The following is a 16,672-nucleotide window of genomic DNA, read 5'->3' as shown; positions in this document are numbered from 1 at the left end:
GCGGTCCGGAACGGCGCGAGGCCAGCCGGTCAGCCGAACTGCCGCTCGATCTCGGCGAGTTTCTCCTCCAGCGAGTCGAGGCGCGGACCCGCGGTGGCGGCACCGCCCTCCTCGCCGTATGCCTCGCCGCGTCCACCCCCGCTCCCGTGCTGCGCGGGCTGCGTCACCGGCACGGATACACCCCCCGCCGGTGCGGTGACCTGCGCCGCGGGTGCCACCGCGGGGAGTTCCGCTCCGCCGCCGGCCTTCCCGTGTCCACGGGCGCCGCGCCTTCTGTGCTGCCTGCCCAGGGCCTTCACCCTGGCGCGGTCGAGTTTCTGCTGCTCCTTGCGGCGGAGACGTTCCTGCTCGTCCCGGCGGCGCTCGTCCCGTACCTCCTCGACCGCCTGATCCAGCGTCCGTACGCCCTCCAGCAGCATCAGCGACCACGCGCGGAACGTCTCGCGGGGTGCGCGGAGCCACCGTACGACCCGGATCTGCGGCAACGGCCGCGGAACCAGGCCCTGTTCGCGCAGCGCGGCCCGGCGCGTCTGCTTGAGCGCACGGTCGAAGAGGATCGCCGCCGACAGCGACATCCCGGCGAAGAACTCCGGCGCCCCGGCATGCCCGTCGCCGCGCGGCGCGTGCACCCAGTTGAACCAGGCGGCCGCGCCCGCGAACGCCCATACCAGCAGCCGCGATCCGAGTGACGCGTCGCCGTGGCTCGCCTCGCGCACCGCGATGACGGCGGAGAACATCGCCGCACCGTCCAGTCCGAACGGCACCAGGTACTCCCAGCCGTCCGACAACCGCAGGTTCTGCCGCCCGAATCCGACGAGGCCGTGGAAGGAGAGCGCGGCCGCCACCGCCGCACAGCAGAAGAGCAGCAGATAGGCGGCCGTCGCGTAGACGGTCTCCTTGCGGCGGCGGCGCTGCTCCATCTGCTCCCAGGAGTCCGCGGGCCAACCGTCCGCGCTCTCCTTCGGCTTGGCCGCTCGTCTTCCACGCGTCATCAGTACGACCGCCGCCACGGCGCCGGCGAGCAGCACCGCGCCCGCCACCACCCCGGCCGGCGATAGATCCGTCACCGTCATCCGATGCCCCTTGAACCCCCTGGCCGCCCGCCGGGCGGCCTGCTTCGCTCTGACGCGTGGCATCCTGGCGCAGCGGACCGCGCATCAAGGGGAATTCAGTACAAGTGAACGCCAACGGGGGCCGCCAGGGACCGAGTTGGGCGTTTGGGGTCGAATTTCTCAGCGAGTCGGGGACAGCCGCTCGATACGCTCTGCGTCGCATGTGCGGGGGCAGGTCACACAGGTGTCCTCGGGGCGCAGCGTGTAGTAGAGGCAGCAGCTCGCCCTGTCGCGCGTGGAGAGCAACTCGCCGTTCATGCCGGTCAGTTCACGGAAACCGGCGCCCTGTGCGTACGGGAGCGTGGCGCCCGGAAGCAGCAGCCCGGCCTCGTGCACGGCCCGCTCCTCCTCCCCGAGCAGATGGCCGAGATACCAGAGGCCCTCGGTGATCTCGTCCGTCGCCATGCCCCACAGGGCCCGCGGTCCTCGCCGCAGGCGGGGCCGGAAGGCGTCGAGCACGGGGGTGAGGTGTTCCGCGATCGCCGCCCGCACCTCGGCGCGCAGCGCCTCCTCGTCCGGGACGACGCGGGCGCCCGGTGCGTTCGCGGCGGTGTCGCCGGGGAGACAGGCGAACTCCTCGATGCGCACGGCCAGTTCGCCGGGCGTACGGCGGCAGGCGACCGCTTCGACGGGCACCCGCGGCACGCGCCGGTGCAGGAACCAGGGGATGGTGACCAGCAGGCAGACCGGCCAGGCGTAGCGGTGCAGACCGAAGGTCGCCACGACGTCCGGGCGTGGTCTGCGGCCGTAGTCGCGCAGCGCCTGCTCCGCATCCTGGGTGAGGAAACCGTCGAGAGCCGGCCCGCCTTCGGCCAGCAGGGTGGCCGTCACCCAGTCGGCACCGCCGGGCAGTTCGCCGCCGCGGGCCGTCTCGCTCACGCGCAGCCCCGGGAACACCTCGGTCAGCCGCCGGTACGCCGCGGTGAACGGCGAGGTCGCGGCGGGCTCGGTGAGCGCACCGGCGGGGGCGGGGGCGAACGCGGGCATGGCCATGGGCGGACCACCGATCGACGATCATCAGCAGGTTAGCCTTACCTTAGCCGATGCCGCGGAGGTTTGATCTCGCGCCGGGTCCGCCTATGGTGCACAGCGAGACCTGGAGGGCACATGGAGCAGACCGCAGCGGATGCGCCCGTACGGGCGGGACGTGCCGCACTCCACCCCCGCAGCCCTCGTCCTCCTGTTCCTGCGGGAGGGCAGCAGCACCCCGCGGGGGCCGACGACGGCCAGGGGGCACGGGGCGAGCATGTGCACAGCGAACCCGCGCCGCCGTCCGTCCCGCGCGCCGGCATGCCGGGGGAGCCGGAGCCGGACAAGCGAGGCGAGCCATGGCTGCCGGGCGAGCCCCGGGCCGCCCGGCAGCCCCGGGAAGCCCCGGAAGTCCGGCCGAAGTTGCCCGAGCGGCACTCCGTGCGCGGGCAGGTGCTCGCCGCGCTGCGCGAGGCCCTGCTCTCCGGTGAACTCGCCCCGGGCGAGGTCTACTCCGCGCCCGCGCTCGCGGTGCGTCTCGGCGTCTCGGCGACGCCCGTACGAGAGGCGATGCAGCGGCTCGTGTGCGAGGGCGCCGTCGAGACCGTGCCCAACCGCGGTTTCCGCATAGCGGAGTTCAGCGACCGGGACCTGGCCGAACTGGCCGAGATACGGGTCCTGTTGGAGATCCCGTCGGTCCTGGACACCGCCCGTACGATGCCGCCGGAGTGCTGGGAGAGCCTCCGCCCGTACGCGGACGAGGCACTGGCCGTGGCCGGCGGCGGCGACCGCGCGGCCTACGCCGACGTCGACAGCGCCTTCCACTGCGCGCTGCTGGAACTGACCGGCAACCGCCAACTCGTCGCCCTGGCAGCCGACATACAGCGCCGTGCCCAGCGCCGCCCCGCACCCGTACCACGCACCGAGGAACTGCTCAGGGACGCGACCGACCACATGGCCCTGCTGGATGCCCTGCGCACGCGCGACCTCTCCACCGTCGAGTGCCTCCTGCGGGCACATGTGACGGCCTGAGCCGGCGCCGCCGGGACGGCGCGCCTGAGCCCGCTCGGGGGTCAGAACTGCCACCGGGCAGGCGCCGCCGGAACGGCGCCCGCTTGGTCGCGGTTGCGGTCCGCGGCCGGTCCGTGGCCGCTCCCGACCGCTGGTGTCTCAGGCCGGGGGAAGCTGCCCGGCCAGCCAGGTCGGCACACCGCCCAGCAGCCGGAAGAGCCGCCCGGCCTCCTCACGCAGGCGAGTCGCCTCCGGTTCCGGCTCCACGTCGGCGAGCGCCGTGAGAGCCGGCGCCATGCCGACGAGGAAGCCCAACTCCTCGCGCAGCCGCAGCGATTCGGTGAACCCGTGCCGTGCCTCGGCCACTTCGCCGTCCCGGAGCGCGAGTCCGGCCAGATGACGCCACGTGAAGGAGCACAGCAGCATGTCGTCCAGGGAGGTGGCGGCCGCGTGCGCACGCCGGTACGCGGCGAGCGCCGACTGCGGTGTGTCGCTGAGGTGTTCGGCCAGCAGCCCGCGCCGGTAGTCCAGCATGGCCCGTCCGCGCGCGTTCGGAGGGAGCAGGGCGGCCGCCCTGCCGAGCGCGGCCCGCGCCTCGTCGGAACGGTCCCGTACGCCCAGAACCGTTGCCGTGTAGGCGAGTTGGCCACGCTCGCAGGCGGCCGCACCGCGCTCCTCGTCGTCCTGGGCGAGCGCCTCCGCGGCGCGCAGTGCGGATTCCGCCTCGTCCCAGCCGTCGCCGGAGAACATGCACTGCTCCACCAGCAGCGCGGCCCGCCGCAGGGACGCCGCCGTGTCCGCCGCCGCGTAGGGCTCCAGGAGCGCTGCCGCGTCCTCCCAGCAGCCCCGTGAGCGCAACCGCCACACGGCACCGTCCACGGGCGAGGCCCTGCCGGGTCCTTCCGGCGGTGCGCCACCACCGAACACCGGAGACGGTTCGCCGTCCCCGGTCTCCAGCTGCACCGAACGTGACATGGCGGTTTCCGCCACAGTTGCCCTCCCAAGCGCACCATTGAGCTTCGAGCCGGATGTGAGCGCATCTCAGCACGGACTGCGGGACCCGGCCAAGGGTTTGCTGTGAAACAGTTCACAAAGTTTTACTCGATGCTCCTGATTGCCAAGCAGCGGGGGTCGCCGTACGGACCCGCGACCTTGCGCCGGGGACCCTCCGGGACATGCCGACAGGGGAGCCCCGGTCCGTTCCCGATCGTCAGCGGCCGTTACTGGCCTTGGACAGGTCCCCGGGGACCGGAGGCGGGCGGGTGCCGCGTAGCCTGTCCGGCCGGCAGGCTCTGAGGTCGACCATGGAGACGGGGGAGGGCGCAGATGCCGCGGAGGCAACGGCTGTGGCGCTGGGGTATGTCCGTGTGGGCACTGCTCGTGGTCGCAGGGGGAGTTCTGACTCTGGCGCTGGGCGGCGCAGACCAGTTCGGCTCAGGTGAGTCCGACGGTCCTGCCTCCGGTCCGTCCCGGACGTCCGAGACGAAGTTGCCCGAGGACTGCCCCAGCAGTGAGGCCGACGACGTCATGGTCGCGTGCGCATACGAGACCGACGAGTGACCGGCGTTTGCTGAGCGACCGTTCGGGAGGGCCCTGCCGTTCACTCCTCACCCGGGTCAGTGCCGGGGCGTACAGCCGGCAGCCCGGCCACCGTCGCGGCGTACTCCTCCACGAGCCGGCGCACGATCTCCGACGCGGGCAGTACGGAGCCGACCAGGCCCGCCGACTGGCCTGCCTCGACCTTGCCGTGGGCCACATCCCCGTCCAACGCGGCCATCCTGAGGGTGGCGGCGCCGAACACGGCCCGGCGGTCCTCCTCTTCGCTCCCCTTCCTCTCCAACTCCCCGATCTCTTCCGTGAAGTTGTTCCGCACCGCGCGAATGACACCGAGACCGTGCCCGACGGTACGGGTGTCCTCGACCGTGGCGTCGAGCACAGCTTTCTTGTACGCCGGGTGCAGATTCGCCTCCGTACTGGCCAGAAAGCGGGTTCCGAACTGCGCCGCCCCGGCGCCCAGGGCCAGGGCCGCCGCCAGGCCGTGTCCGTCCGCGAAGCCGCCCGAGGCGATGACGGGCACCTGCGGTACCGCCTGAAGGACGGAGCGCACGTTGACCAGCGTGGAGACCATGGAGGCAGGCGGGTGCCCGCCCGACTCGCCGCCCACGACCACGAGCCCGTCGACTCCCGCGGCGGCGGCCTTGGCGGCGTGCTCCTCGCCGGTCACCACGTGCAGGCAGACGGTGCCGATGTCCTGGAAGCGTTTCAGGTAGCGCCGGGGGCCGCCCTGTGAGGCGATCAGTACGGGGATGCGCTTGCGCAGCAGCAGCTCGATGACCTCGTCGGCGCCCTTGCGGTAGAGGGGAAGGTTGACAGCGAACGGGTGGTCGGTTCCGGCGCGCACGGTGTCGACGGCCCGCTCCAGATCGGCCGGCCGCATGGGACCCGCGGCGATCGTGCCGAGGCCGCCGGCGCGGCTGACGGCGAGCGGCAGCCCGGGAGCGGAGGAGGCCCAGGACATTCCGGCCTGCACGACGGGCAGATCGATGGAGAGCAGCCTGGTGATCGCCGTCTCGATGCGCGCCGCGCTCATCGCCCCTGCTCCTGCTCGATCAACTCCGCAGCCTGGTGGGCCAGTTGTTTCCGCTGGATCTTGGAGCTGGCTGTCATACCGAGAGCTTCGAAGTCCTCGACGACGATCAGGTGGCGCGGTGCCTTGAATCCCGCCATGTGTTCGCGGCCCCATGCCAGCAGTTCACCGGGTTCGGCGGTGCAACCGTCCCTGAGGGTCACGAAGGCGAAGGGCACCGCCATGAGCCGCGGATCCGGGACGCCGACGACGGCCGCCTGCCGGATCGCGGGATGCCGGATGAGGATGTCCTCGACCTCGGCCGGGGCGACGTTCTCACCGCCGACCCGGATCAGTTCCTTTGCCCGGCCGACGAATTCGAGGCGGCCTCCGGCGTCCAGCCGGCCGAGGTCCCCGGTGGACAGCCAGCCGTCGGCGTCCAGCGCCTGGGCGGTGTCGGAGGGACGGTCGAAGTATCCGCGCATCACGTTCCAGCCCCGCACGAGGATCTCGCCGGTGCCGTCGTCCGCCGCGTCGCGTATGCGCACCTCGACTCCCGGCTGCGGGAGCATGCGTGCGCCGAGCCGTATGTCCTCCGGTTCCCACCAGGCGGACTGGGCGACGTTCGGGGAGGCTTCGGACAGTCCGTAACCGGTGACGGCTTCCCCGGCGCCGAGCTCGGCGGCGACGCGCCTCACGACTGCGGGGGAGGCGGCGAGCCACGCACCGCGCAACGCCAGGTGCCGCTGCCCGCGCTCCGGATGGTCGAGCAGCATCAGGGCGATGGTGTCGTTGCCGGAGAAGTGCGTGCAGCGTTCCCGCTCCATCAGCCGCAGCCCCTCACCGGGCTCGAACCGCTCCATGGTCACGAGTGTGGTCGCGTGCTGGAGCGCGGAGAGGATGGACAGCGTGGTCCCGGCGACGTGGAAGAAGGGGCGGGCGCTGTAGAACCTGTCCCCGGGACGCAGCCCGACCCGCGCGCCCGAGAAGAAGGCGTTGGCACACATGCTGCGGTGAGTCAGCTCGACGCCCTTCGGGTACGACGTGGTGCCCGAGGTGTACTGGATGAGCAGCAGGTCGTCCGGCGAACAGGACGGCTGGACCTCGGTCGGGCCCCCCGGAGCCGCCCCCATGAAGGCGTCCCACGAACGGGCTGCCTCCGGCACGTCGTCGCCGAGCACCACGACCGACTCCAGGCACGGCAGCTCGGCGTCCGGGAGGCCGGTGTCCACCCCGGGAGAGATCTCGCGCAGCATCCGTACGAAGTCGCTCTTGAGCAGGCGGTCGGCGACGAACAGCAGCTTCACCCGCGACTGCCGCAGCGCGTACGCCAACTCCCCGCTGCGGAAGCGGGTGTTGACCGGAACCGTGACCGCCCCGAGCGAGCCGATCGCCAGGAAGAGCGCCACCCAGCGCGCGCTGTTGCCCAGGCAGAGGCCCACGTGGTCGCCGCGTTGGATGCCCGCTGCTGCCATCGCGGCTCGTATGGACGCGACGTCCCGCGCCAGCTCGGCGAAGCTGATGCGCCCACTGGGGCCGACGACCGCCTCGACGTCGGGCGTGAGGGTGGCGGCCCGGCGCAGCGCGGCCTCGGTGGTCAGGGGGCAGATGCCGGCCAGTTCGGTGTGGCTGTTGCCGTGCATGTCAGTGCTCCGTCCCGTTCGCGCCGGAGGTGTCCGTCCCTTCCGTCCCGCCCCTGCGGTCCGTGAGGCCGGTTCCGTCGGTACCGGCAGTGGCGAAGGCGGCGATGCCGCGGCGCCAGCCGCCGTCGGCGAGGCAGCGTTCGATCGCCGCCGTCTCGATGCGTATGCCGCGGTCCAGGTCGGTCTCCTCGCCCAGATCCACGGCTTGCTTGGTGAGCGTGATCGCGAGTGGCGGCGCCTTGCAGATCTCGGCACCGATCTCTCCGGCGCGCCGCTCCAGGTCCCCGGCCGGTACGGTGCGGGCGACGAGGCCGATGTCCTGGGCTTCCGCGACGCCCAGCACGCGGTTGGTGAAGAGCAGTTCCTTGGCGCGCCGCTTGCCGATCACCCGCTGAAGACGCTGGGTGGCGCCGACGGTCCCCCAGTGCGGTTCCGGGAACCGGAAGGTGGCGGTGTCGGCGGCGACGATGAAATCGCAGGCCATCGCTATCTCGCCGCCGGAGCCGACGACGGGCCCCTGGACGCACGCGACGACCGGTTTGGCGCAGCGTTCGATCGCCTCGTACGCAGCGAAGGCCGCGAGCCTGCGTCGCCGCACCCAGCTCTCGTCGCGCCCCTCGCGCTCCTTGAGGTCGGCACCGGCGCAGAAGGCGGGCCCGGCAGCGGTCAGCAGAACGACCCGCACATCAGGGTCGGAGTCGAGCCGCTCGAAGGTCTCGCGCAGCTCGTGGCACATGGAAATGTCGAGCGCGTTGCGTGCGGCCGGGCGGTCGAGCACGACGTGGGCGACGCCGTCGGCGCACCGCAAACGGACGCGTGGTTCTTCCGGCATCGTCAGATGACTCCTGTGCTGCGCAGATCGGTGATCTCAGCCTCGTCGAGGCCGAGTTCGTCGTGGAGGATGCGGTGGGTGTCCGCGCCGAGCACCGGGGGCGGTGAGATCTCCGGGGCCTCGGCGCCGGTGATCCGCAGGGGGGTGCGCAGTGCGGGGAAGCCACCCTCGGCGGGGTGGTCGAAGCTGCCGACCATGCCGCGGGCGATCAGATGCGGGTCCTTCAGAGTCTCACGCACCGAGTTCACCTCTCCCGCGGGAATGTCCGCGGCCCGCAGCGCCTCCAGGACCGCGCCCCGTGGCCGTACCGCGAACGCGTCGCGCAGCGCCTCCATGACCTCCTCTCGCCGGGCGACCCGGGCCCCGTTGGTACGCAGGCCCTCGTCGGCCGCGAGTGCGTTCAGGCCCAGGACCCGGCACAGCGGATGCCAGTGCTGGTCGCTGGCGCTGATGTGCACCCAGGCGCCGTCGGCGCAGTGGAAGGACGCGGACGGCACGCGGCCCGGGTGTTCCGTGCCCGTACGTGCTGGATCCTCGTCGAGGGCGAAGAGCCGCGCCGCGGCGACTGGGAGCAGACTCGCCTGCACGTCCATCATGGCCAGGTCGAGATGGCAGCCGCGGCCGTCCCGGATCCGGCCGGTGAGCCCGGTCAGTGCGGCGATGACGATCCACAGCCCGGACGTCAGGTCCGAGACGGGGATCCCGGCCTTGGCGGGCGGGCCCTCCGGATGCCCGGTGAGCGACATGATTCCCGACAACGCCTGGAAGATCGTGTCGTAGCCCTTGCGGCTGCTGTACGGGCCGCTCTGGCCGAAACCTGTGCTGGAGACGTAGACCAGCCCCGGGTTTTCCAGGGCCAGCGCCTCGTATCCGAGTCCGAGCTTGTCCATGATGCCGGGCAGGAAGTTCTCGACGACGACGTCGGCTCTGCGGGCCAGGCCGCGGGCGATCTCCTGCCCTCGCGAGGACTTCAGATCGAGGGTGATCGAACGCTTCGACCGGTTGAAGGCGAAGAAGTACGCACTCTCCCCCTGGGGCAGTCGCGGCTCGAAGCGGCGGGACTCGTCCCCCGAACCCGGCCGCTCGACCTTGATCACCTCGGCGCCCAGCTCCGCGAGTATCTGGGTCGCCATGGGGCCGGCCAGTACGCGCGAGAAGTCCAGCACGGAGATGCCGGACAGCGGCTGCGGCCTCCCTGTGGTCCGATTCGTCATGCCCTGAACCCCCGCATGATCGTGTTGACGTCCCGGCCAGCGCGCATGGCTTCCTCGAATGGGAGGTCGGCGACCCGGTGGAACAGTTCCTTGCAGGCCGCCATGGCGCCGGGATGCACCTCGGCCCAGCCGTTCGCGATCTCCAGTCCGGCTTCGAGAGCGGCACCCGGTTCCATGACGCGATTGGTGAGCCCCGCCGCGAGAGCCTCCGTGGCGCCGAGCAGCCGCCCGGTGCTGATCATTTCGAAGGCGAGCTTGCGGCCGATCTGCCGCTGCAGACCGGTCATCACCACAGCCGGGACGATGGAGTGCTGCAACTCCGGATAACCGAACCGCAGGTCGTCCGCAGCCACCATCATGTCGCAGCCGATGGCCAGGCCCGCACCGCCGCCGACGGCAGCTCCCTGCACGACCGAGACGATCGGCTTGCTCATCTGCTGCGGCAACATCTGGGTCCGGCAGGTCAGTTCGGCCCTCTCCTTCACCGCACGCTGATTGTCCGGGGTCAGCTCCCCGAACTCCGAGAGGTCCGCACCCGCGCAGAAGGCACGCCCGGCGCCGGCCAGCACCACGGCCCGTACGGAGTCGTCCGCGTCCGCGGTGAGCAGCGCCTCGTACAGGGTGCGGGTGAGGGCGGTGTCGAGTGCGTTGAGCTTCGCCGGACGGTTCAGACGCAGGATCCGTACGGCGTTTCTGTCCTCGGTGAGGAGCACGGGCTCAGACATCGGCCGGTGCCTCCGTCCGCTGGCGGATCCCGAAGCCGGACCGGGCCACCATGCTGTGCAGCGGCCGGTCCAGGATCTCCTCGCACAGCCGGGAGGCGGCCATGACACGGTCCTCGTCGAGACCGGTCTCGACTCCCATGGCATGGAACAGGCTGATCAAGTCCTCGGTGGCGACGTTGCCGGTGAGGCCCTGCCCGTAGCGGATCTGCCGCGGATGGCCGCCGACACCGCCGAAGGAGCTGTCGAAGTGGCGGCAGCCCGCCTCCAGTGCCGCCACGCAGTTGGCAAGCGCCGAGCCACGTGTGTTGTGCATGTGCGCGACCAGGGGGAGACGGGGGTGCTCAGCGCTCAGCCGGCGGAGGAGAGTGGCCGTGCTGCGCGGTGTGGCAAGGCCGACGGTGTCTCCGAGCGTGACCATGTCGACGCCCAGTTCGGCGAACCGGGCCACGTCCTCGCTCACCACCCCGGGGTCGACCGTGCCCTCGAAGGGACACCCGAAGGCCATCGACACCACGCCCACCAGCCGGAAGCGGCCGCCGGCGAGACTGACCATCTCCGCGATGTTCTCCCACTGCCGGGCGCGGGTGGTACGGAGATTGCGCTCGGTGTGCGCCTCAGTGGCGGACACCAGCAGGCTGATCTCGTCCGCGCCACGGCCCGCCTTCAGATCGGTCAGTGCCCGCTGTACGGCGCGCGGGTTGGGGCAGGTCGCCTTGAAGGCCACGCCGTCGCCCCGCGGCAGGCCCGCCAGCACCTCACTCGCGTCCTGGAACGCCGGCACCTGCTCCGGCCTGCTGTAACTGGTCGCCTCGATCCGCCGGAATCCGGCGGCGGCGAACGCGCCGAGCAGCTTCGTCTTGGCGTCTGTCGGCACAAAGGCGGCTTCGTGCTGAAGCCCGTCCCGCGCGAAGCACTCACAGACCGATACCCGGTCAGACATGCGGTCACCTCCACTCACGGATCCATGAGTACAGGTCCTTTGTTGATTAAGTCAACAGGCGTCCTCCCGGGGGTGCGTTCCCGGCCCGCCGGGAACTGCCGGAGGCCGGCTACCGCTCCTCGGCGCTCTCGAGCGCCCGGGCCAGAGTGGCGAGCTTTGTCAGGGCGGAGTCGAGAACTTCCTGTTCATGCGGGGTGAGGCAGGTCAGGAAGGCCGCGTCGCGCTCGTTGGCGGCCTCGATCAGACCCCGGTAGACGGACTTGCCCCGACGGGTCAGCGTCAGCTGGGTGCTGCGGCCGGCGCCGCTCTCGCGCCGTACGAAATCGCGGTCGGCGAGCTTCGCGACCATCCGGCTCATCTGGGCCTTGTCCAGGGCCGCCAGCCGCGCCAAGTGGTTCAGGGTCAGCGGGGCGTGCGCACCCAGCAGGGCGATTGTGCGCCACTCGCCGAGGCTCACAGCGAACTCGCGCCGGTACCGCAGTGCGGCGCTGCGCGATATGGCGTTGGCCACACTGTGCAACCGGTAGGAGAGCAGCTCCTTGATGGTCAGAAGCCCTGCCCGGCCCTCCGGGCCGTCGGCCTCTTCCGGGCCGGTCTGCGGCCCTGAGTTCATCGCCCCCACTGATCCTGCCTCCGGTCGCGTCCCGTCATCTTAGCCGAGTCGGACACGAGCCAGGTGTTGACATTATCAACAGAGGCTCGGACACTCGCTCGCATCCGAACCGTGACGTTCCGCTTGGCAATGGCCAGGGCCGGCGCGCGGCAAAATATCCTCCTGGAGTGAGACGATGACGTTGCTCCCTGGACGTTCCACCGACATCCGACGCGACCCTGAAGACGTTCAGCGCGATGTGCTGTACCGCAAGGTCGCGTGGCGAGTCATGCCATTGCTGCTGGCCTGCTATGTCGTCAGCTTCATCGACCGCACCAACATCGGTGTGGCACAGCCCCGTATGCAGGAAGAGCTGGGATTCGACACCCGGGTCTACGGCATCGCCGTCGGACTGTTCTTCGTCGGATTCATCCTCTTCGAGGTGCCGAGCAACATCCTGCTGGCCCGCATCGGTGCCCGTAAGACCATGCTCCGCATCATGCTGGCCTGGGGCACGGTCACGGTGCTGACGATGTTCGCCACGACGCCCCTGCTCTTCTACTGTTCGCGCTTCCTGCTCGGTGTCACGGAGGCGGGCTTCTTCCCCGGGGCGCTCTTCTACCTCGCCCAGTGGTTCCCCTCCGCGCGGCGGACCCGGATGACAGCCCTGTTCTTCCTCGGCGTACCGATCGCGGGAATCATCGGCCCTCCGGTGTCGGGCGGCATCATGGACAAACTCGGCGGCACCCTGGGCCTGGCGGACTGGCAGTGGCTGTTCCTGATCGAGGGGCTCGTCCCCATCTTGCTGGGCCTGCTGGTCTTCCTCCGTTTCCAGGACAGCCCTGCCGGGGCGCAGTGGCTGACCCCTGACGAGAAGGCGACAATCGCCGCCGACCTCGCCCGCGATCAGAAGAACAAGAGCGCAGGCGGCAAGTCCGCGCACGGCGGACTGTTCCGGGCGCTGCGCGATCCCCGCGTCTACATCCTCGGCCTGTGCGCCTGTGGCGCCTACACGCTGGCCAACGCAGTCTCGTTCTGGACCCCGATCATCATCAGCAACGCCGGTGTGACGAACGTGCTCGACCTGGGACTGCTGACCGCGATACCTCCGCTGGTCGGCGTCGTCGTCATGATCATCGTGGGCTGGCACTCCGACCGCACGCTGGAGCGCCGCTGGCACGCCTCCACGAGCTGGTTCCTCGCCGCGGGCTGCCTCGTCGCGCTTTCGTTCGCGACCGGCAACCCGTACCTCGTCATCGTGCTGCTCGTGGCGATGACCGCGGCGCACTACTCCGGCCTGACCGTCTTCTACTCGATCCCGTCGATCTACCTCTCCGACCGCTCCGCCGCGAGCGGTATCGCGGCGGTGACGACGATGGGTTCCTTCGCGGCGGCGCTTTCGCCGGCGATGCTCGGCTGGATCCACACGGCGACCGGATCGCTCGGCCTCGGGCTGCGGATCAGCGCCGGCATGGTGGTGCTGGCCGGCCTCGTCCTGCTGGTGGGTGTACCGGCGCGCGTACTCCGCGAACGCGGATAGACGCCACGGGCCGCGGCAGGGCTGTCCGTCAGGCCTTCTTCCGGGCCGCCCGTTTCGCCTCCTGCTTGTACGCACGGACCTGCTCCAGCGAGTCCGGTCCTGTGATGTCGGCAGCCGAGCGGTGCGCGTCCGCGTCGCCGTACGCGCCCGCGGCCTCGCGCCAGCCGTCCGGGGTGACACCCATCTGTTTGCCCAGGAGCGCCAGGAAGATCTGCGACTTCTGCTTGCCGTAACCGGGCAGGGCGTTCAGGCGCGCCAGCACCTCCTTGCCCGTGGCGACACCGCGCCACACCGCGCTCGCGTCGCCGTCGTAGTGGTCGACGAGGTACTGGCACAGCTGCTGGACCCGCTTGGCCATGGAGCCCGGGTAGCGGTGCACCGCGGGCTTCTGGGACAGGAGCGCCGCGAACTCCTCGGGATCGTGCGCGGCGATGGCGTGTGCGTCCAGATCGTCCCCGCCCATGCGCTGCGCGATGGTGTACGGACCCGTGAACGCCCACTCCATCGGCACCTGCTGGTCCAGCAGCATCCCGGTCATGGCGGCCAGGGGGCTGCGGCTGAGCAGCTCGTCGGCTTCGGGCTGTTGCGCGAGGCGAAGGGTGATGTCCATGCCCTGATGATGGCCTCCTCGGCGCCGCACGGCACGCCTGCCGCCGCGTCTGTCACAGAGCGTGACCGGCCGGTTGGCCTGAGCCAGGGTGCGCCGGCTGCCGGGCTGCTCGGTCTGCCTCGGGCGAGTCATCGGGGCGGCGGCCTGTGTGCTCTTCGCACGACGCGCCTTCTGCATTGCTGTCCGGGCTTCCGCGAGGCGGGGTCTTGTCGTTGCCGTTCGAGAATGCAGGCGCGCTCCGCGGAAGCTGCGGCCTACGGGATGTTGCTTCTCCTGCAGAGTTCCCCGCGGCCCTGTTGCGGCTGCTGACTCTCACCTCGGTGCGGCCGCCCCCCTTGGTGCGCTTGCCGGGCTGCCCGGTTCGACGGTGGGGTCCTGGTGTCGGCGTACGACCCCGTGGACCTGCCATGCGATTGCTGTAACCATCTCAGCAAGTTACTATCACCTCGTGAATACGACCGACTTCCGCTTCTACACGGGTGCTCTGTCCACGGACTTCGTGGCGACCGTCGGCCGCCGTCTCGCTGGCGGGCATGAGCGGTTGACGAGCGCCGCCCGGCTGAGCGAGTGGCTGGCCCACGCGGAGCTGGCCGGGCCTGAGACGCGAGTCTCCGAGCGGGAGCTCCAGCAGGCTCGGGACCTGCGCGAGGTGATCTACCGACTGCTGCTCACCCGGATCACGCAGCGTCCACCCGCCGCAGCCGACGTTCGCGTGATCAACGACTGGGCTCGCCGGCGCACACCGGCACCACAGCTGAGCGTGGATGAACCCTTCGCCTTGCAGACATGCGATGGGGACGACGTCGGGACGGCCCTGGGGGTTGTCGCCAGGGATGCCATCGATTTGGTCACCAGTACGCGAGCGACGTCGCTCCGGGCGTGCGAGGCCACCGACTGCGGAATGCCCTATCTCGATCTGTCACAGGGCCGCACGCGACGCTGGTGCTCGATGAAGGAATGCGGCAATCGCGCCAAAGTCGCCGCCTACCGGGCGCGAAGAAAGAAGGACACCACATGCTGATGCGAAATCAGCGAATTTCCGTGACCGGTACCGCATTGAACACCGTTATCGCGGGGCAAGGCTATCCAGTCGTCCTCCTCCACGGCTGGCCGGTGACGTGGTACCACTGGCGCGACGTCATCCCGGTCCTGGCCCGGAGCCACACCGTCATCGCCCCCGACCTGCGGGGGCTCGGTGACTCCGACCGCCCGCTCGGCGCCTACGACAAGCAAACCCTCGCCGCTGACATCGCGGAATTGACCGAGCAACTGGACATCGGCCGTTTCGCGCTCGTCGGGCATGACTTCGGCGGTTCCGTCGCCTGTGCCCTGGCTGCAGCTCACCGAGACAAAGTGAGCCACCTGGTGATCGAAGAGGAACTTCTGCCGGGCTGTCCGGTGTCGCCCGATCTGGTCAGCAGTCGGTATCCACGCTGGCACAACGCCTTTCACGCCGTACCGGATGTCCCGGAGCTTCTTATCAGCGGGAAAGAGCGAGATCATCTCAATCTGTTCTGGAGCCTCACTGCGGGCGGTACCGCAATCTCGCGAGAAGCCATCGAGGAATACGAGCGGACCTACCTCGCCCCCGGTGCTCTCCGGGCCGGGCTGGCCTACTACCGGTCCGGAAGCGAGGACGCGGAACTCAACCACCGAACGGCACGCCAGCCACTGAGCATTCCCACCCTCGCCATCGGTGGGGACGCGGCCATGGCAACCGCCGTGGAAGCGTCCTTGCGCCATATCGCGTCCGATGTCTCGGGCGTCGTCGTCGACAACTGCGGGCACTACCCGGCAGAGGAACACCCTCAGCGGGTCGCCGCTCTCATCGAAGACTTCATCACGCGCACGGCCGCGTGAACCGGTGATGAAACACGGCGCGATCGCAGGAAGCGCACGATGACTGGCTCAGCAGCGCCGGAGAGAGCGTCGCCGTCGCGTTGGTGGAGCGCAACGGTGTCCACGACCCCGCGGATGATCGACCGCATCCCACCGACGTTGCAGGTACTCATCGGAATCGTCAGCGTCCAGGTCGGCGCGGCGTTCGCCAAGCAGTTGTTCGCCGTCGCCGGCTCGGCGGGCGTGGTCACGTTGCGGCTGGTGTTCGCCGCGCTCGTACTGGTGCTGCTGTGGCGTCCATCGGTCCGGATCGACCGGCGGACGCTACTCGTGGTGCTCGCCTACGGCGGGGTCTTCGCTGCTATGAACATGTTCTTCTATGCGTCGCTGGAGCGGATCCCGCTCGGCGTGGCGGTTACCGTGGAGTTCCTCGGCCCGCTGGCCGTGGCACTGATCGGCTCACGGCGCTGGCTGGACGTGCTCTGGGCGCTGCTCGCCGCAGGTGGGGTCGTCATGCTGGCCCTCACCGGCTGGGAGATCTCGCTCATCGGCATGCTGCTCGCGATGGCAGCGGGCGCCTGCTGGGCGGCCTACATTCTGCTCAGCGCCACCCTCGGCAGCCGCACCTCCGGCGGCTCCGGACTGGCTTTGGCCATGGTGGTCGCCGGCTTCGTGGCCGCGCCGTTCGGTATCGCCGACGCGGGCACGACGCTGCTGTCCCCGACGGTTCTGCTCGTGGGGTTCGGGGTGGCACTGATGTCGTCGGTGATCCCGTACTCGTTGGAGCTGGAGGCATTGCGGCGCATCCCGCCGCGTGTGTTCGGCGTGCTCATGAGCCTGGAGCCGGCGGTGGCCTCACTGGCCGGGCTGGTGGTCCTCGGCGAGGCGCTACGGCCGACGCAGTGGATTGCCATCTGCTGTGTCGTGGCCGCCTCGATAGGGTCCACCCGCACCGCCCGTCCCGACATGTGAAGCGTCCAGCACTACACAACGACGGCGGATCCAACCTGCATGTGCGCTGGACCCCGCCCAGGGGGCTCCGTGGCAGCGGCGTTGTCAGACGGCGCTCAACGTGCGGG

At 70.3% G+C, this 16,672-nt stretch carries 17 protein-coding genes; 6 read left to right on the top strand and 11 right to left on the bottom strand.

Going from position 1 to position 16,672, the window contains the following annotated elements; all coding sequences use genetic code 11:
* Nucleotides 1-29: 29 nt before the first annotated feature.
* Together ACSMXX_RS05275 and ACSMXX_RS05270 are read right to left on the bottom strand one after the other, a co-directional pair.
* Nucleotides 30-1,073: a DUF2637 domain-containing protein gene (locus ACSMXX_RS05275; RefSeq protein WP_473182879.1), complete on the bottom strand. Its 1,044-nt coding sequence runs from the start codon at nucleotides 1,071-1,073 to the stop codon at nucleotides 30-32.
* 159 nt (nucleotides 1,074-1,232) lie between these two features.
* Complete coding sequence (locus ACSMXX_RS05270; RefSeq protein ID WP_473182878.1) at nucleotides 1,233-2,105, bottom strand: (2Fe-2S)-binding protein; 873 nt, start codon at nucleotides 2,103-2,105, stop codon at nucleotides 1,233-1,235.
* A 114-nt stretch (nucleotides 2,106-2,219) separates the two neighbouring features.
* Here ACSMXX_RS05270 and ACSMXX_RS05265 point away from each other — a divergent pair, with 114 nt between their 5' ends.
* On the top strand, nucleotides 2,220-3,113 hold the full coding sequence (locus tag ACSMXX_RS05265) for a GntR family transcriptional regulator (RefSeq protein WP_473182877.1): 894 nt from the start codon (nucleotides 2,220-2,222) through the stop codon (nucleotides 3,111-3,113).
* Nucleotides 3,114-3,251: 138 nt separating this feature from the next.
* Here ACSMXX_RS05265 and ACSMXX_RS05260 read toward each other — a convergent pair whose 3' ends face one another.
* Nucleotides 3,252-4,067 (bottom strand): hypothetical protein, encoded by an 816-nt coding sequence (locus ACSMXX_RS05260; protein ID WP_473182876.1) that lies wholly within the window; start codon nucleotides 4,065-4,067, stop codon nucleotides 3,252-3,254.
* A 351-nt stretch (nucleotides 4,068-4,418) separates the two neighbouring features.
* Between ACSMXX_RS05260 and ACSMXX_RS05255 the strand changes: the two genes are divergently transcribed.
* Nucleotides 4,419-4,652 carry a hypothetical protein gene (locus tag ACSMXX_RS05255; protein WP_473182875.1) on the top strand — a complete coding sequence of 78 codons (234 nt, stop codon included), beginning with the start codon at nucleotides 4,419-4,421 and terminating at the stop codon, nucleotides 4,650-4,652.
* Between the two features lie 40 nt (nucleotides 4,653-4,692).
* Here ACSMXX_RS05255 and ACSMXX_RS05250 read toward each other — a convergent pair whose 3' ends face one another.
* The 7 genes from ACSMXX_RS05250 to ACSMXX_RS05220 all read right to left on the bottom strand — a co-directional run bounded on the left by ACSMXX_RS05250 (nucleotide 4,693) and on the right by ACSMXX_RS05220 (nucleotide 11,625).
* A complete protein-coding gene (locus ACSMXX_RS05250; RefSeq protein ID WP_473182874.1) occupies nucleotides 4,693-5,682 on the bottom strand; it encodes an NAD(P)H-dependent flavin oxidoreductase in 990 nt (329 codons plus the stop codon).
* Entirely contained in the window at nucleotides 5,679-7,301 is a 1,623-nt protein-coding gene (locus ACSMXX_RS05245; protein ID WP_473182873.1) for an AMP-binding protein, read from the bottom strand. Before ACSMXX_RS05245 ends, ACSMXX_RS05250 begins: the two co-directional genes overlap by 4 nt.
* A gap of 1 nt (nucleotide 7,302) precedes the next feature.
* On the bottom strand, nucleotides 7,303-8,133 hold the full coding sequence (locus ACSMXX_RS05240; RefSeq protein WP_473182872.1) for an enoyl-CoA hydratase/isomerase family protein: 831 nt from the start codon (nucleotides 8,131-8,133) through the stop codon (nucleotides 7,303-7,305).
* 2 nt (nucleotides 8,134-8,135) lie between these two features.
* Nucleotides 8,136-9,347 (bottom strand): CaiB/BaiF CoA transferase family protein, encoded by a 1,212-nt coding sequence (locus tag ACSMXX_RS05235; RefSeq protein WP_473182871.1) that lies wholly within the window; start codon nucleotides 9,345-9,347, stop codon nucleotides 8,136-8,138.
* Nucleotides 9,344-10,072 carry an enoyl-CoA hydratase/isomerase family protein gene (locus tag ACSMXX_RS05230; RefSeq protein ID WP_473182870.1) on the bottom strand — a complete coding sequence of 243 codons (729 nt, stop codon included), beginning with the start codon at nucleotides 10,070-10,072 and terminating at the stop codon, nucleotides 9,344-9,346. The genes ACSMXX_RS05235 and ACSMXX_RS05230 overlap by 4 nt, the downstream gene beginning before the upstream one ends.
* On the bottom strand, nucleotides 10,065-11,012 hold the full coding sequence (locus ACSMXX_RS05225) for a hydroxymethylglutaryl-CoA lyase (protein ID WP_473182869.1): 948 nt from the start codon (nucleotides 11,010-11,012) through the stop codon (nucleotides 10,065-10,067). Before ACSMXX_RS05225 ends, ACSMXX_RS05230 begins: the two co-directional genes overlap by 8 nt.
* 109 nt (nucleotides 11,013-11,121) lie before the next feature.
* A complete protein-coding gene (locus ACSMXX_RS05220; protein WP_473182868.1) occupies nucleotides 11,122-11,625 on the bottom strand; it encodes a MarR family winged helix-turn-helix transcriptional regulator in 504 nt (167 codons plus the stop codon).
* Between the two features lie 175 nt (nucleotides 11,626-11,800).
* Between ACSMXX_RS05220 and ACSMXX_RS05215 the strand changes: the two genes are divergently transcribed.
* The gene (locus tag ACSMXX_RS05215; RefSeq protein ID WP_473182867.1) at nucleotides 11,801-13,144 is read left to right on the top strand and encodes an MFS transporter; all 1,344 of its coding nucleotides are present in this window, start codon (nucleotides 11,801-11,803) and stop codon (nucleotides 13,142-13,144) included.
* 28 nt (nucleotides 13,145-13,172) lie between these two features.
* Here ACSMXX_RS05215 and ACSMXX_RS05210 read toward each other — a convergent pair whose 3' ends face one another.
* The gene (locus ACSMXX_RS05210) at nucleotides 13,173-13,754 is read right to left on the bottom strand and encodes an HhH-GPD-type base excision DNA repair protein (protein WP_473182866.1); all 582 of its coding nucleotides are present in this window, start codon (nucleotides 13,752-13,754) and stop codon (nucleotides 13,173-13,175) included.
* 448 nt (nucleotides 13,755-14,202) lie between these two features.
* Here ACSMXX_RS05210 and ACSMXX_RS05205 point away from each other — a divergent pair, with 448 nt between their 5' ends.
* The 3 genes from ACSMXX_RS05205 (at nucleotide 14,203) to ACSMXX_RS05195 (ending at nucleotide 16,565) form a co-directional block, all read left to right on the top strand.
* The gene (locus ACSMXX_RS05205; protein WP_473182865.1) at nucleotides 14,203-14,775 is read left to right on the top strand and encodes a CGNR zinc finger domain-containing protein; all 573 of its coding nucleotides are present in this window, start codon (nucleotides 14,203-14,205) and stop codon (nucleotides 14,773-14,775) included.
* Entirely contained in the window at nucleotides 14,769-15,614 is an 846-nt protein-coding gene (locus ACSMXX_RS05200) for an alpha/beta fold hydrolase (protein WP_473182864.1), read from the top strand. Before ACSMXX_RS05205 ends, ACSMXX_RS05200 begins: the two co-directional genes overlap by 7 nt.
* Nucleotides 15,615-15,710: 96 nt before the next feature.
* The gene (locus tag ACSMXX_RS05195; protein WP_473182863.1) at nucleotides 15,711-16,565 is read left to right on the top strand and encodes an EamA family transporter; all 855 of its coding nucleotides are present in this window, start codon (nucleotides 15,711-15,713) and stop codon (nucleotides 16,563-16,565) included.
* Nucleotides 16,566-16,672: the final 107 nt, after the last annotated feature.

The organism is Streptomyces sp. DSM 116795, assembly GCF_055792905.1.
Note: the sequence above shows the minus strand (reverse complement) of the source record. Positions and strands in the feature narration are given on the sequence as shown.